A 14,706-nucleotide genomic window follows, 5' to 3' on the forward strand; every position below is an offset into this window, starting at 1 on the left:
GTACCATCCGCTTGTCGAATGGTCACCGTGGCCCCTGCCGGCAAGCCCGGGATCGTAATCCGCGGGCCAGCAGGAGTAGGCGTTAGCGTCTGCGTGGGCGTTGGTGCCGGCGTGGGCGTTGGCGTTGGCCTGGGTATTGGCTCTGGGATGGGCGTTGGAGTCAGCCTAGGTGTCGGTTCCGGCGTAGGCGTGGGTATCAGTTCTGGAGTGGGCGTGGGCGCCGGAGTTGGGGTGGGCCTTGGAGTTGGCCTGGGTGTTGGCGCTGGGATGGGCGTTGGAGTCAGCCTAGGTGTCGGTTCCGGCGTAGGCGTGGGTATCAGTCCTGGGGTAGGTGTGGGTGTCAGTTCTGGAGTGGGCGTGGGCACAGGGCCAACGCTGATCCTTTCAGCAAAGTTCCCCTGGAAGCGGTTGTTGGCCAAGTAGGCAGCAACTACTGTCTCCGGAGTGCCAGCTACCACTTGAATCCCTGCCCCTATGCCTTCACCGCGGGTTATGAACGTATTGTCGGAAATAGTACGAGCTTGGCTTCCTTGCAAAATGCGGATACCAACACTGCCAGCTATTCTGCCAACACCGATCCTATTAAATTGGATGGCCGGTGCCGACCCCGCTCCATCCAGCTGGATCCCAGTTGTGCCGTCGGTAGCTGCTTGCCGAGCCTGCACTGGCGCAGCAGTTGCAGCAGTGGCTGGATCCCCTTCAATCTGGTTGTTACGGAAAACCCCGCCAGAGTTGTCGCTATAGCGAACAGCCAAAGCCCGCACAGCCTGCAGGAGGATTGTGCTGTTTTCAATGGTAGGGTTACTACCTGGCACAGTGCCTATACCCACACCACCAGCTTTGCTGACGGTGGATGAGATGCTCGCGACCCGGCCATTGCCAGAGATCTGCACACAAGGATCCGAAAATTGCCGGCAAAAGATCTGAGCCAGCTGGCCCAGAACCCCCTCCAGAACCGCAGCATTGCCATTGACCAAGATGTTGGAGCGAGGGTCGTTGAGGGTGACCTTGCTCGGCTGAAAGGTGCCACCGTTGACCTGAATCTTTCCACCTTCCAACACGACCTCTACCCCTTGCAGGCTAGTTTGGCTGGCTACAACCACATCGAACAACCCCGCTAGGATCTCGTAGGCAGCAGAGCTGGTAATCCGAATCCGCCCGCCATTGGTGCCGTCACCTCCATCCAGGGCGAGGTTCTTCTCCAGTCTCTCCTTGCCCGCCCCCAAAATCTGGATCAGCACCTCTAGTCCTGCTGTGGCATTTTGCAGCCGCTGCGCTTCTGCAACGGCATCAGCCACCTTGGTAAAGGGGCCCCTGGCCGGATCCACTTGCAGGACGACAGATCCACTACCTGGCGACGGCAGAGGGGGAGAGTTGCCTGTGCCTCCTCCACAGCCGAAAGCGATCCCTGCCAACAGAGTCAGCAAAAGAGAACGAACTGGCCAGATAGATTGGGATACTTGGCCGTTTGTAGGACGAAGTCCTTCCATCGGTGGAAGATCCTTAGCAAGTTCCTATTAGTCAAGCCTATCAGAACTGAAGACACCCAGAGCCCCGATAGACCCCTGGGATCAATCTTCTCAAGCAGAGCCTCCTAAAGGGGATCTTGGCAGAGGGTCTGCAATCAGTAGGGAAATTTGAAGTTCTAGCGTTGTCGGCCAACCACGACCACTTGCAAGCAGCCCAGAGCAGATGCTGAGCCGGTATATCCTAGGAACGGATCCAGATAAGTTACAGGTCAGCCATATCCTCTTTCATTCGCCCGGTCGCGCGCAACAGCTGGCTGCCCGCTTAAGAGATCCTGGGGCTGCCCCACTGCAACTCATCGATGTGCGAGAACCGGTAGAGCCAGAGCTAGCCAACCTCAGTGCCCTTGGCTTTAGTACCGAGAGTAGCGCGAGCGGATTCTGGCGGAGCTTGACCGAGATTGCTCAGCTCTCGTCCTCTGCACCCACAACATTAGCGTCGGCATCCACGCCTGGGCTCTTGAGTAGATCTCAGCCTGCCCCTTATTGAGTTCTACAGCGTCAGGGATTCCACCTTTTGCTCCAACAACTGGGCTAGATCTTGCAAGAAGGCCGCAGCGTGGGCGCCGTAAATGACGCGGTGGTCGCAGGTGAGGTTAACCTGCATTTGGGAGCGAATGGCAATGGCTTTTTCCGGCGTAGCCACCACGGTGGGGCGAGCAGCGCCAATGGCCAAGATAGCCCCTTGGTTGGGGGGCAGGATGGCGTCGAAGCGATCCACCCCAAACATGCCCAGGTTGGAGAGGGTAAAGGTGCCACTGTTGTACTCTTCTGGCTGCAGTTGCTTGCGCCGCGCTCGCTCCACCAGCTCCTTCCAACGCCGTGAGAGTTCGTACAGGTCAACGCGGTTGGCTTGCTTGAGCACAGGGGTAATTAGGCCCCCATCCTCCATGGCCACCGCCACGGCAATGTTGATGTCCGCTTTGTAGTGGATCCCGTTTTCTGTGTAGCTGGCATTGAGGAGGGGGTGCTTTTCTAGAGTGAGGGCCACAGCTTTGACCAAAAGGGCCGTCAGCGTTACCCCCTTGGGCTTCACCTGTTGGTAAAGCTGATCCAAGCTGTCAGTGGTGATGGTGTAGCCGACGTGGAACACTGGCACACCCAGGCTGGCGTTCATGTTGCGCACCACCGCCGCCTGCAGGGTGCTCAAGGGAACCACTTCTCCCAAGGGCGCAGAGACAGGGGGAGGAGCAGCCGAGGAAAAAGCTGCCGCCGGGGCAGAGGCAGCCTGAGCTGCGGCCCGCTCCACATCTTCCGCTACGATGCGGCCCCCTGGGCCAGAGCCGCGCACAGTGCTCAGGTCAACCCCCAAGCTCTCTGCCAGTTTCTTTGCCCGTGGGGAAGCCAGGATCCGCTGGGATCCAGCCCCGTCGGAGCCAGTTGGGGGTGCGGAGGTGGAGATCGCTGCAGGGGCAGAGGCTGGCCGTTGCACTGGGGGGACAGAGGCTGCACTAGGCGTAGCTAGTGGCGCAGCACCCTTAGAGAGGGCCTTAGCTCTCTCTTGAGCCTCGGCCACCTCTGCTTCGGTTTCGGCAATGAGGGCAATGGGCGTGCCCACCGGCGCCGATTCCCCTGCCGGTACCAGGATGCTGGCCAGAATGCCGCTGTGGAAGGACTCCACATCCATGTCCGCCTTGTCCGACTCCACCACCAGGATGTTTTCCCCTTTCTCCACCCGGTCGCCGGGGTTTTTCAGCCAGGCAACGATCTTGCCCGTTTCCATGGTGGAGCTGAGGGCCGGCATGGAGAGTTCGTGGATCATGGCGGGGATGGCAACACAGCAGAGAAGATTGTAACCCAGCCAACGCGATCCCAGCGCAGCCCCCTGAGCCTATTGGGTACCATCGCCTTCCGCCTCAGCCACCACCAACAGAGTTTTCAGCAGGGAATCCGGGTTGAGGCTAATGGAGTCGATCCCCTGCTGCACTAGGAAGCGGGCAAAGTCAGGGTAGTCGCTGGGGGCCTGGCCACAGATGCCAATCTTGCGCCCGTGGCTTTTCACGGTCTGGATTACCCGGGCGATCATCCGCTTGACCGCTTCGTGGCGCTCGTCAAAAAGATGGGCCACCAGGGCGGAGTCGCGATCCAACCCCAGGGTGAGCTGGGTGAGGTCGTTGGAGCCGATGGAAAAGCCGTCGAAGATCTGGCAGAACTCGTCGGCCAGGATGACGTTGCTGGGGAGCTCGCACATGACGTACACCTGCAGGCCGTTTTCCCCTCGCACCAGGCCGTGGCGGGCCATCTCCTCCAGCACCTTGTGCCCTTCTTCGGGGGTGCGGCAGAAGGGAATCATCAAGATGACGTTGGTCAGGCCCATCTCGTCCCGCACCCGTTTCATGGCCCGGCACTCAAGGGCAAAGCCGTCGCGATAGCGGGGATCGGTGTAGCGGGAGGCCCCCCGCCAGCCAATCATCGGGTTTTCCTCGTGGGGCTCGTAGCGGGCTCCGCCCAGCAGGTGAGCATATTCGTTGCTCTTGAAGTCCGACAGCCGCACGATCACCGGCTTGGGGTAGAAGGCAGCGGCGATGGTGGCCACCCCCTGGGCCAGCTTGTCCACAAAGTACTCCGGCTTGTCAGAATACTGGGCGGTGAGCTCTGCCAGGCGCGGCTCCTCCTTGACCGCCTCCTCGTAGTGAACCAACGCTAGAGGGTGCACCTGGATGTGGTTGGCGATGATGAACTCCAGCCGCGCCAGACCTACGCCATCGCAAGGGATCTCGCTGAGGCCAAAGGCTTTTTCCGGGTTGCCCACGTTCATCATCAGTTGGGTGCGGGGGCGGGGCAGCTCCTCGAGGGGGATCTCTGTAACTTCATAGGACAGCAAGCCAGGATAGACGCGCCCTTCCTCCCCTTCGGCGCAGGAGATGGTGATAGGCTCGCCGGAGCGGAGCACCTGCGTGGCGTTGCCGCAGCCAACAATGGCCGGGATCCCCAGCTCGCGGGCGATGATGGCCGCATGGCAGGTGCGCCCCCCTTGGTTGGTGACAATGGCGCTGGCCTTTTTCATGATCGGCTCCCAGTCGGGATCTGTTTTCTCCGTCACCAGCACCTCGCCCGCTTGGAACTGATCCAAGCGGCGCACATCCAAAATGACCCGAGCTGTGCCCTGGCCAATGGCCTCCCCCACTGCTCGTCCCCGCACCAGGGGTTCTGGGCGCGCCTGCGGCTGCGTCAAGCGATAGGTCTTGAGGCGGTTGGCGGCTTTTTGGGACTGCACCGTCTCGGGGCGGGCCTGGACGATGAACAGCTCGCCCGTGATCCCATCTTTGGCCCACTCGATGTCCATGGGGGTGAAGCGGCCCCGCAGTGCCGAGTAGTGCTCTTCGATAAGGCAGGCCCAGCGAGCTAACTCCAGGATCTCGTCGTCCTTGAGGGCATATTGCCGGCGTAGGCTTTCGGGGACGGGTACGTTTTTGGTGGAACGGGATCCCTCCTCGTCGTAGACCAGCTTCAGGGCCTTGCTGCCCAGCTTGCGGGAGAGGATGGGCCGCCGCCCCTGCTGGAGGGTGGGCTTGAAGACCACGTACTCGTCGGGGTTGACGATCCCTTGCACCACGTTTTCCCCCAGGCCATAGGCCGCGGTGATCAGCACCGCATCTTTGAAGCCGGTTTCTGGGTCGATGGAGAACATCACCCCCGAGCAGGCCAAGTCCGAGCGCACCATCTTCTGCACCCCCACCGAGAGGGCCACCTGGAAGTGGTCGAAGCCCTTGATCTGGCGGTAGGAGATGGCCCGGTCGGTAAACAGGCTGGCAAAGCAGCGGTGGCAGGCCTGCAGCACCGCCTTGATCCCGTGCACGTTGAGGTAGGTCTCCTGCTGGCCGGCAAAGCTGGCATCCGGCAGGTCTTCGGCGGTGGCGCTGGAGCGCACCGCCACATCGGTATCGGGGCCGTAGCGCTCGCACAGCTCCTGGTAGGCCTTGGCAATGGCCTGCTCCAGCTCTGGGGGGAAAGGCGTCTGCAAAATCAAGGTGCGGGCGGCCTTGCCCCGCTCGCGCAGGTTCCGCACATCCTCGATATCGAGGTCTTTGAAGATCTCCCGCAGCTTCTCCTCGAGGCCGGCAGCGGCGATGAACTGGCGATAGGCATGGGCCGTGGTGGCAAACCCCAGGGGCACGCGGATCCCTTTAGGGGCTAGCTGCTGCAGCATTTCTCCCAAGGAGGCGTTTTTCCCGCCTACCTGAGCAATATCCCGTAGGCCCACCTCTGTGAGAGACAAAACCAAGGGCGGCTCTGAGCCAAGCTGGCGTTGAGGGGGTTGCTGAAGCTGGGACCCCAGCGCTGCTCCATCCAACATGCCTTGCCTCCTTGTACCCAGCGGACCAACTGTGCAATAAGTGCTGCAACACTTGCGTGTAGCAAGAAACTTTCCCCAGCCAGAATCTGGCTCGGCTTTAAGGAGCTATACCCCCACTGTACTGAGGGTTTTTCTCTGGTTAAAATCCCGGCACAGCCCCCTAGAGAAACCTGAGAAGGAGATGACACAAAGCCAATCCTGCCAAGATCCTGCTGAGAAAGCTGACACAAATCTTCGACCTTTTTTACCTAATGCAAAAGTAACCGCTCTGCCACAATGTTTTCAAAGCAGCAGTTTGCGGAAACAGGGCAAATGGAAGGCCTCAGGGATCCGGTGGCAGCAATTCGCCAGGTAAGAGTGACGGAAAAACAGCAGGGCTTGCGGCTGGATCGCGGGTTGGCAGAACAACTGCCGGAGCTGTCGCGCTCGCGCCTGCAGCAGCTCATCCGCCAGGGCCAGGTTTGGCTCAATGGTCAGCCCTGCCTGGATAAGGATCGCCCCCTGCAAGCGGGGGATCAGATCGAGGTGCGGATCCCGCCGGCCACCCCCACCCCCTTGCAGCCGGAGCGGATCCCCTTAGATATCCTCTATGAAGATGAGGATCTGCTTGTCATCAACAAGCCGCGCGGCCTGGTGGTGCACCCGGCTCCTGGACATGCCAGCGGCACCCTGGTGCATGCGCTGCTGGCCCATTGTTCTCACCTTTCGGGGATCAACGGCGAACTGCGTCCGGGGATTGTCCATCGCCTGGACAAAGACACCACCGGCGCCCTGGTGATTGCCAAACACGATCAGGCTCACCAGCACCTGCAGGCCCAAATTCAAGCCAAAACTGCCCGGCGCATCTACCTGGGAGTGGTGTTCGGGCGTCCTGCCCAGAGCCAAGGCACTATCTCTGCCCCCATTGGGAGGCACCCGGTGGATCGGCAGAAGATGGCCGTCCTGCCCCCCGGCCAAGGGCGAGCAGCGGTAACCCACTGGCAGGTGCTGGAGCGCCTGGGCAACTACACCCTAATGCAGTTTGAGCTGGAGACCGGTCGCACCCATCAGATTCGGGTGCATGCCGCCCACCTGCACCTGCCCATTGTTGGGGATCCCCTCTACACCCGGAGCAAAACCAGCCCCGTCAAGCTAAGCGGCCAAGCTCTCCACGCCTGGAAGCTCTCCTTTGTTCACCCACGCACTGGCCAGCCACTGCAGTTTACCGCTCCCTTGCCAGAGGAGTTTGAGCGGCTGCTGCGGCAGTTGCGCAGCCAGGTTGGCTAAGGGAGAGGCAAGCAGGATTGCAAAAAGCTAGGGCACGGAGCTCGGCGTTCTTAAACAGAGGCTAACCCAGCTTTCACCAATCCACAACCTCCGTTCGGGGGCAAAAGTGCTTGACTAAAGGCAACTAGCCATTGTTGCGGATCCCTTTACATTTGCCGGCGTCGCTGAGGTTAGCCGTATGAGTTCCCTGAGCTCCCGTCGTTTTTTCCTGCAGTTGTTGATGTTTGGGGGTGGGGCAGCTGCCCTGGCCGCCTGTGGGGGCACCTCCAGTTCTTCTATCCCGCCGCTGGGGGAGCCGGGATTTCCCCAGGGGGTGTTTGCCGGGGATCCCACCCCCGAAGGGGCAGTGCTCTCGACGCGGGTGGTGCCGGCTAGCAGCGTGGATACGGTGGCGGTGACGCTGCAGGTGGCGGAAAATGCTGGGTTCAGCCCCATTCTGCAGCAGGTTTCCCTCACTGCCCGCCGCGTGGCCGGTCGCAACTACCGCACCGAGCCAGGCGACTACATTGTCCGCACCGTCGTCACCGGCCTAAGACCGGCGCAGCGCTATTTCTACCGTTTTGTTAGCGAGGGGTTTACCAGCCCCGTGGGCCAGTTCCGCACCCTGCCAGCTCCAGGCGATGGGCGGCCCATTCGTTTCTTGCACATTAGCTGCGCCAACGAGCCTCCTTTTCCCATCGGGGCGGCCCTGCTGGCAGAGGTCAACCGCGGCGACATCGATTTCATCGCCTTCAACGGCGACACCGTTTACGCGGATCGCTTCTGGCTGGGTCTGGATCCGATACCAACGCTTGAGTTTTACCGCAGCCTCTATCGGGATCAGCGGGATCCCAAATATGCCGGGCCGGAGTTTGCCCAGTTGTTTAGCCGCACGGCTTTTGTTTACAACTGGGACGACCACGAGGTGATTGACAACTACAGCGGCCAGAAGGCCCGCGGCGGTCGCGCCGTCCAGCTCAACGACGCCACCGGGCAAACCCGCGATGTGGAAGATCTTAGAGTGTTAGGCTACCAAGCCTTTTTTGAATACAGCCCCATGAACCCGAATTTGACGGATGTGCCGGGGGTGGATAGCCGGGATCGGCTGTTTCGCAGCTTCCGCTACGGGGCCAATGCCGAAGTCTTCATCCTCGACCTGCGCCAGTACCGCGACTTGGCTGCCGTGACCCCCATCCTGCCCATCTTGCCCCCCGGCCTGACTCGTCAGCGCTTTTTGGAGCTGGCCGGCATCCGCCTCACGCCCGAGCAGGAGACCCTTTTCTTTGGCCCGCCGGGATCCGAGCAAGCCCTGTTTAACCTGCTGCGCCGCACGCCGCGCACCCTCTTGGGAGAGCCGCAGAAGCAGTGGCTGTTCAACGGCCTGCGCAACTCCACTGCCACCTACAAGTTCATCGTCAGCGAGTTTCCCATCACAGTGACCTATTTCCGCTCCAACGACATGTGGGAGGGCTATTGGCTGGAGCGGCAGGAGGTGATCGACTTTATCGAGCAGAACAACATCCGCAACGTGGTGTTCCTAACCGGCAACAACCACGCCGGTTTCATCGGCCAGGTCAACCCCGGCAGCAGCAACCCCATTTGGGAAGTATGGACTGGCCCCACCGGACGGAGTGTTACCGCTTTAAGCATCGATGAAGAAGGGAATCGCCTAGGGATCCCCAACGCCAGCCGCCTCTACTACCGGATTGTGAATGGCTTTCTGGCCCCTGTGAACCCTGCCAATCCAGAGGTGAGCGGGACCCCTGGCGTAACAACGGGCAACCTGCGCTTCTTGGAGCTGGCAGTGCCTAACTACAACGTCATCGAAGTGTCCGGCAGCCGCTGCACCATTCAAATCAAAGGCCCCACCGGCAGTGTTCTGACCGATCCCCTGGGACGCCGCGGAGAACTGATTCTGCCCCAGTGAGGAGCTAGACAGCTCCGGCCTGGAAAAATAGAGGGCTTTAGGCAGATTTTATCCACCCTACTCTGATCGAAATCAAGGGATTCCCGCTCTGGTCGGGATCCCTTTTTTGTAACTCTTTTTTGCGATTTTCAACATGGGATCCTTAACGTGATCTGGATCATTCGGGAGAAACAGAGTTGGCTGCTAGAGTGTGGGTGTTGAGGTGGATCCCTGTAGCCAAATCCATTCTTTCTCCGTTCTTCAGTAAGGAGGGCATTCCTATGGCTTCGGTGCGGGGCTGGTTGATGGCAAGCCTGATAGGGGCAGCCGCGGTTGTCGGGGGTGCTGCCGCCTGGGCTCAGAGCCGTAGTTTATGGCTTTTTCATGGACAATCGACAGTAGTTACAGGCTACTTCTACCAAGGTGAAAACATCTGGGCGCAGTGTGATCGGGATTGCTTCGATGTGGATCTGGTGCTTTACGATGCCAGTGGTCAAGTGGTGGCTACAGACGAACTCCTGGACGATTTCCCCATTGTGCAAGCACCCTACGAGGGAAACTTTGCCGTTAAGGTGATTATGGCTAGCTGTCTCCACCCGCGTGGTTGCGCTGTGATTGTAGATTCGGACTACAGCTTCTAAAGGGGCGCCGGCTGTCCTTAACTTCGCCCCCACGGCTTGGAAAGCCAAGTCAGCAGCCTAGCCTGCTTTTTGGGTGGCTTCTTGCACTTTGGCGTGGGTAAACTTGCTTATGCCATGGACGGTCTTCTCCCAGTAGAAGGGCTTGGTAAAAAGCTGCCACAGGGCCATATAGGCTGCGATGGAGTGGAGCTGCCAGTAGATGGGGTTGAGCAGGGCATAGAAGGCCAGATCGTAGTAGCCGCGTCGGAAGACAGCCACCAAGTTCAAGTAGATCCCGATGGCATTTCCTACCAGGAGGTTGAACAAGCCTAGGTAGATCAGCCAACTCGGGAAAAGGTTTTGCAGCCAATGAGCACGGGTGAGCAGCCAGTAGAAAAAGAGCAGCCACATAATGGGGCTGGTGAGGAAGGTCAAGAAGCTGCCCCCGATGAAAAGTTGGTAGGCCAGCCAGTTTTTAAGGCCCAGTTTGCGCAACGAGCGCAGGGGGTGGCGGTTGTGGACTAGCCAAGTCTGCATGTAGCCCTTGATCCAGCGGGAGCGCTGCCGGATCCAGTTTTTGAGGGCGCAATTGGCCTCTTCGTAGGTGGTGGAGTTGATCACCCCCACCGTGTAGCCGTGCTGGCTAGCGCGGATGCCTAGATCGGCGTCTTCGGTAACGTTAAAGGGATCCCATCCCTGCAATTCCCGCAGGCGGTCGGTGCGGAAATGGTTGCTCGTGCCTCCCAGGGGGATGGGCATTTTCAGAGTTTCCAAGCCTGGCAGGAGGTAGTCAAACCAGTAGGAATACTCCAGCGTAAACATGCGGGTGAGGAAGTTCTCGTTGCGGTTGAAGTAATTGAGAGCAGCCTGGACGCAGACCAAGCTGGGATCCCCTTTTCGGAAGGCAATGACTGCTTTTTTGAGTTGATCTGGGTCAGGAATGTCTTCAGCGTCGTAGATGGTGAGATATTCGCCACGGGCAAAAGCCAGGCCGTAGTTGCAGGCTTTGGGTTTGGTCTTGGGCTTGCTATCCGGCACGATGAGTAGGCGCACATAGCGGGGGGGCTTGGCGGCCCGAGCGGCTTCGATGGTGGCCTGGTCGTTTTCCTCCAGTAAGATGATCACATCCAAGCGCTCATGGGGGTAGTCCAGCTTGGAGAGGGAGTTGATGAGAATCGGGATGACTTCTGGCTCTTTGTAGACCGGCACCAGGATAGTGTAGATGGGCAAGGTGCGGTCATCGAGGGCAGCCACTTCCTCATCGGAGATCTGGTGGAAGCGATCGGCGGATCCCACCAGGCTGAGCAGCAGTTTGAACAGGATCGAAGCGACGTAAAAAAGATTGATCAGCAGCACCAAAATGGTCAGAGTCGTCCAAGGAGCACTGGCCAACCCCCACAGCAGCAGCACCAGCAGGCCGTAGCCTACCGCAATTTGGGAGGGGGTAAACACCCGCGAGGCCGATTCTTCTGGCAGGCGGGCCATGAGCTTGTACACCGCCTCTTGGCTAAAGCGGGATCCTTGGTCTTGGCTGAGGAGTTGGGTGATATCCCGCTCGCTGCCCAGCACCTTTTCAATTCGCAACCCTGGCCGCCAACTGTAGAGCATCTCATCCACCGCCCAGTCCAGGGGGTCATTGACCATCACGGTGAGGGTGTTCTCATCCGTCCAGTTCAAGGGGTAGAAGAGGTGGCGCATCATCAGCTCGGGCTCGAACTGGCGGCTCAAGCTCTCGTCGCGGTAAAGCAGCCCTGTCCCCATCAGCTCCGAGACGGAAGGATAGCCCAGCAGATGGGCCAGGATGCTGAGATACTCGGGAGTCGAGAGATAGCTCAGACGGGTCAGCACTTGCCCCAGGTTGGATCCAGTGCGGCGGCGGATGTCCAAAGCCTGCTGCCACTGCTCCAGAGTGAGACGACTGCCCAGCAGTTCGGCAGCAAGCTTGCGTTCGAGGATAACTGTCAGGATCTGCTTTTCTGTGGCTGGGATCTCCCAGATTTTTTTCACTCCTGGGCACAGCCGTTTCACGGCCTGCCAAACGCCGGGGTAGCCCGGCTCTTCAGTGGCCACGACAACGGTTTGCGGGTTGAGCCAGCCACAGGGCAAAAAGCGCACTGGTAGCAGATCCCCTGGCTCAACTAGCCAAGGCAGTTCTAGATCTAAGGGGTGCTTGAGCAGCCAGTCCCTCAGGTTGGGCCGATCCAGAATCTGGCGACAGAGATGAGCAAACTTGGAGGGGTGCATGGCCCGCAAGCTCCAAAGAGCCCTGGGCAAGGAGCAGCCCACTGCTTCCCGGTAGTCCTCGGCTGCTGCCAGTTGCTGCCGGGTGAGGTAGCCTGTCTGCACCAGCCAGGACTTGATCGACTGCAGCATGGCCTCTAGGTTGGGGTTCGGCTTCAGTCTGGCTTAAGCGCAAGTCCGTGACTAGCCCCCTACGAGGGGATTGGGGATTCGGGGCGGCGGGCCAAGCGTTGGTAGATATTCCAGGCCCCTACTGCCAGCAGGAGAGCCAGCACCAGCACCAGCCAGTAGCGGTACTGCCACAACAGGAGCTGCCAACTGAAGCGGCCTGGGTAGCGCACCCGATAGCCTTGGGGTGTGAGATCCCAACTCTGTACCTGGGTGAGCTGGGGGGTGGCAGCGTAGGCAGTGAGCACATTTCCCTGCAGTTGGTTGGCTAGGCGACTGCGCGGATCGGCAAGGCCACGGCTGAGGCGTTCTGCCAAAGCTGGATCGGATCCCCACCAAGACAGCCACAGGGTGGGCTTGCCCTGAACCAAAAAGTACTGCAGCAGGCCAAGGTTTTCTTGTGGTTGAGCAGCCAGGGCCACCTGCTGGTTTAAGGGATTGAGGATCTCAAACTGGGATCCCAGCCGAATGGGGCTATTCAGCTCCACCTGCTCCGGGGCGGCTACCAGGATTTGCCAAGCGAAGTTCCCGCTCTCCAGTTTGCCTCCCTCTTTGGGCAGAAACTTCACGGCGGGCAAAAGCGGTCGGGCGGCCAGCCGGCTCAGGGCCCCAACCAAATAGGCAGCAGCCGGCAGCAACTGCGGATCCCCCAGCCACACTTGGCCCGATCCCCGCAGCACTGCTGGAATCTCTTGCAGCTCCCCAGTGGGAGCTTGGTAGCCACTCCAGAGAAGGCCAGAGCTATCCGAGCGCACCTGGACTGTTAGCGGTGTCAGGGATCCTCGACAATTGCCTGGGCTGGCCCCGTAGTCAAAGCGGAGCTCCAGTTGATTAAAGCGGCGCAGCAGGCGGGTGGGCAGAGTAACAGTCTCGTTGAGCTGGGTGCGGCCTGTCAGGTTGTAGGTGCGCAGCAGAACGCCGTTCAAGAACACGTAGCCCGTCAGGCGATCTCCCACTCGGCCATCCACCGGGTTCATGATCACATCCAGTTGCGCCGCCAGATCCCGCGGCCGCCCCCCCAATTGGGACAGGTTGAAGTTGAAGACCAAAGACTGGCTGCCAAACCCCCGCAGCAGGGGATCCACAATCCCCAGCTCACGGAAGCTGAGGCGGTTGGCCCTGAGCGCTCTCTCCAGATCCGCCACCCTTGTCACCTGGATGCCGCGGCTGACCAGCCCCACCCGCTTCCATTCTTCATAGAGAGCAAGAATAGCTTCCCGGCGGGCGGCCACTCGCAGGCGGGATCCCTCTGGGGTAATTTGATGCTGCAAGTGGGGGGTGAAATTGGCCGGCTCTAGGGTAACTTGAGCTCCTGTAACCGGGCGGCTGCTCCAGAGAATAGGGGTCTGGGGAAAGAGGTGGGAAAGCAAGCTATACAGCCAAAGGGCCGCTTCTGCGGCTTCAGGAGTGAGGTTGGCTGGCACCACCAGAGTAAGCTGAGGGTACAGCCGACGCAGAAAGCCGGCCACTGTGGTATCCGGAACGCGGGGCACCAACTCAAAGAAACTATCCCGCCCTACCGTCAGCAGCAAATTGCCGGTATTCAAGTCGGCGCAAATATCGTCGCTGATGCTCAGGAAAGGCTGCACCGATAGGGTGATAAAGCGCTCGCCAGCGGCCAAGCTGGGGATGGGCACCCGCACCACTGGCTCCTGCCGCAAATCTCCCACCAGAAAGATCCCAGCCAGTTCGTCGTTAATGAGCACCCGCACGGTGGAAGTAGGCTTCAGCACTGGCGAGGGCTCCAGCCGCAACTGCACAAAGCTAGCTTCAGGATCAACGCCATTGATAGGGGCAGGGACGGTAACATCGAGGCGCGGGTTGGATCCCTGCAGCAGCACCGAGCGCTCGTAGCCTAGCCTTTGGAACGAAAGAGGCTCTGCTTGTCCTGCCTCTACCGGCACGCAGCACAGCAAACTGGCAACGAGCAGCGCCCATCGTCTTCTCCTCTGGCTCACCTTTTTGTTTGGATCCCTAGACATGCACAGACAAAGCCCAGCTCTAAGGTGGGAGCAGCCGTCCAGGCTTCAGAAGTTATTAGCCGGCCACAAGAGAGCCCTTTTGTCTTGGGCCTACCCTATGTGCGAGCGTAGTCGTCCTCGAAGCGTACAATATCGTCCTCTCCCAAATATTCCCCGTTCTGCACCTCGATGACGACCAAAGGGGTAGTGCCAGGGTTTTCCAGGCGGTGCTTGGTACAGGGGGGGATGTAGGTGGACTCGTTGGAGTTGAGTAGCATCACCTCTTCGCCCCGCGTGACCCGCGCCGTACCCCGCACCACAATCCAGTGCTCACTGCGGTGGTAGTGCATCTGCAGGCTGAGGCGATGGCCAGGCTTGACCTCGATGCGCTTGATCTTATACATCGGCCCTTCATCCAAGACCCAGAAGGCTCCCCAGGGTCGGACTTCTGCCTGGCAGGGCAAAAGCTCCAGCGCCGGAATTACCGCGTTCTCCCTGTCCCGCGCAGACTGTAGCATTGAGGTCACACCTTGTTCCCGTTCAAAGACCTTCCTATCTTCACCTGCAGCCTGCCAACTTTTCATCGACCATTTTGCTGAACCCAATACGCCAAAATGCGTAGAAGAAACGCCTCGAAAATACGGCTCTGCAGGGATCCCCAAAAACACCCACCCATCACCCAATGGTTTTTCTGAAGCTTGTTGGTATCCAGTCGCTTTTGGGATTCTCTAGAGGATCCGAG

The 14,706-nt window shown here is 59.7% G+C and carries 9 protein-coding genes; 3 read left to right on the forward strand and 6 right to left on the reverse strand.

Features of this window, described 5'->3' with window-relative positions; all coding sequences use genetic code 11:
- The 3 genes from NW806_RS06405 to ppsA all read right to left on the reverse strand — a co-directional run.
- On the reverse strand, positions 1 to 1,298 hold a 1,298-nt coding region (locus tag NW806_RS06405; RefSeq protein ID WP_414410448.1), incomplete at its 3' end, for a right-handed parallel beta-helix repeat-containing protein.
- Positions 1,299 to 2,019: 721 nt separating this feature from the next.
- The gene (locus NW806_RS06410) at positions 2,020 to 3,288 is read right to left on the reverse strand and encodes a dihydrolipoamide acetyltransferase family protein (RefSeq protein WP_414410449.1); all 1,269 of its coding nucleotides are present in this window, start codon (positions 3,286 to 3,288) and stop codon (positions 2,020 to 2,022) included.
- A 69-nt stretch (positions 3,289 to 3,357) separates the two neighbouring features.
- Entirely contained in the window at positions 3,358 to 5,823 is a 2,466-nt protein-coding gene (gene ppsA / locus NW806_RS06415) for a phosphoenolpyruvate synthase (protein ID WP_414410450.1), read from the reverse strand.
- Positions 5,824 to 6,135: 312 nt separating this feature from the next.
- On the opposite strand from ppsA, the gene NW806_RS06420 reads away from it, so the two are divergent.
- From NW806_RS06420 to NW806_RS06430, 3 genes are all read left to right on the forward strand, one after another.
- Positions 6,136 to 7,089, forward strand: coding sequence for an RluA family pseudouridine synthase (locus tag NW806_RS06420; RefSeq protein ID WP_414410451.1), 954 nt, complete (start codon positions 6,136 to 6,138; stop codon positions 7,087 to 7,089).
- Between the two features lie 178 nt (positions 7,090 to 7,267).
- The gene (locus tag NW806_RS06425) at positions 7,268 to 8,995 is read left to right on the forward strand and encodes an alkaline phosphatase D family protein (RefSeq protein WP_414410452.1); all 1,728 of its coding nucleotides are present in this window, start codon (positions 7,268 to 7,270) and stop codon (positions 8,993 to 8,995) included.
- 260 nt (positions 8,996 to 9,255) lie between these two features.
- Positions 9,256 to 9,615: a hypothetical protein gene (locus NW806_RS06430; RefSeq protein ID WP_414401581.1), complete on the forward strand. Its 360-nt coding sequence runs from the start codon at positions 9,256 to 9,258 to the stop codon at positions 9,613 to 9,615.
- Between the two features lie 57 nt (positions 9,616 to 9,672).
- Here the strand turns inward: NW806_RS06430 and NW806_RS06435 are convergent, their stop codons facing one another.
- The 3 genes from NW806_RS06435 to NW806_RS06445 form a co-directional block, all read right to left on the reverse strand.
- On the reverse strand, positions 9,673 to 11,967 hold the full coding sequence (locus tag NW806_RS06435; protein WP_414410453.1) for a glycosyltransferase: 2,295 nt from the start codon (positions 11,965 to 11,967) through the stop codon (positions 9,673 to 9,675).
- A gap of 59 nt (positions 11,968 to 12,026) precedes the next feature.
- A complete protein-coding gene (locus NW806_RS06440) occupies positions 12,027 to 13,961 on the reverse strand; it encodes a cellulose biosynthesis cyclic di-GMP-binding regulatory protein BcsB (RefSeq protein WP_414410454.1) in 1,935 nt (644 codons plus the stop codon).
- 119 nt (positions 13,962 to 14,080) lie between these two features.
- Positions 14,081 to 14,482: a cupin domain-containing protein gene (locus tag NW806_RS06445; RefSeq protein WP_414410455.1), complete on the reverse strand. Its 402-nt coding sequence runs from the start codon at positions 14,480 to 14,482 to the stop codon at positions 14,081 to 14,083.
- Positions 14,483 to 14,706: the final 224 nt, after the last annotated feature.

It is taken from the genome of Synechococcus sp. W65.1, assembly GCF_047461615.1.
GTDB lineage: Bacteria > Cyanobacteriota > Cyanobacteriia > Thermostichales > Thermostichaceae > Thermostichus.

Coding starts and splice junctions, on each gene's coding strand:
- NW806_RS06410 (WP_414410449.1), bottom strand. CDS start 3,288: ATGATCCACGAACTCTCCATGCCGGCCCTCAGCTCCACCATGGAAACG.
- ppsA (WP_414410450.1), bottom strand. CDS start 5,823: ATGTTGGATGGAGCAGCGCTGGGGTCCCAGCTTCAGCAACCCCCTCAA.
- NW806_RS06420 (WP_414410451.1), top strand. CDS start 6,136: ATGGAAGGCCTCAGGGATCCGGTGGCAGCAATTCGCCAGGTAAGAGTG.
- NW806_RS06425 (WP_414410452.1), top strand. CDS start 7,268: ATGAGTTCCCTGAGCTCCCGTCGTTTTTTCCTGCAGTTGTTGATGTTT.
- NW806_RS06430 (WP_414401581.1), top strand. CDS start 9,256: ATGGCTTCGGTGCGGGGCTGGTTGATGGCAAGCCTGATAGGGGCAGCC.
- NW806_RS06435 (WP_414410453.1), bottom strand. CDS start 11,967: ATGCTGCAGTCGATCAAGTCCTGGCTGGTGCAGACAGGCTACCTCACC.
- NW806_RS06445 (WP_414410455.1), bottom strand. CDS start 14,482: ATGCTACAGTCTGCGCGGGACAGGGAGAACGCGGTAATTCCGGCGCTG.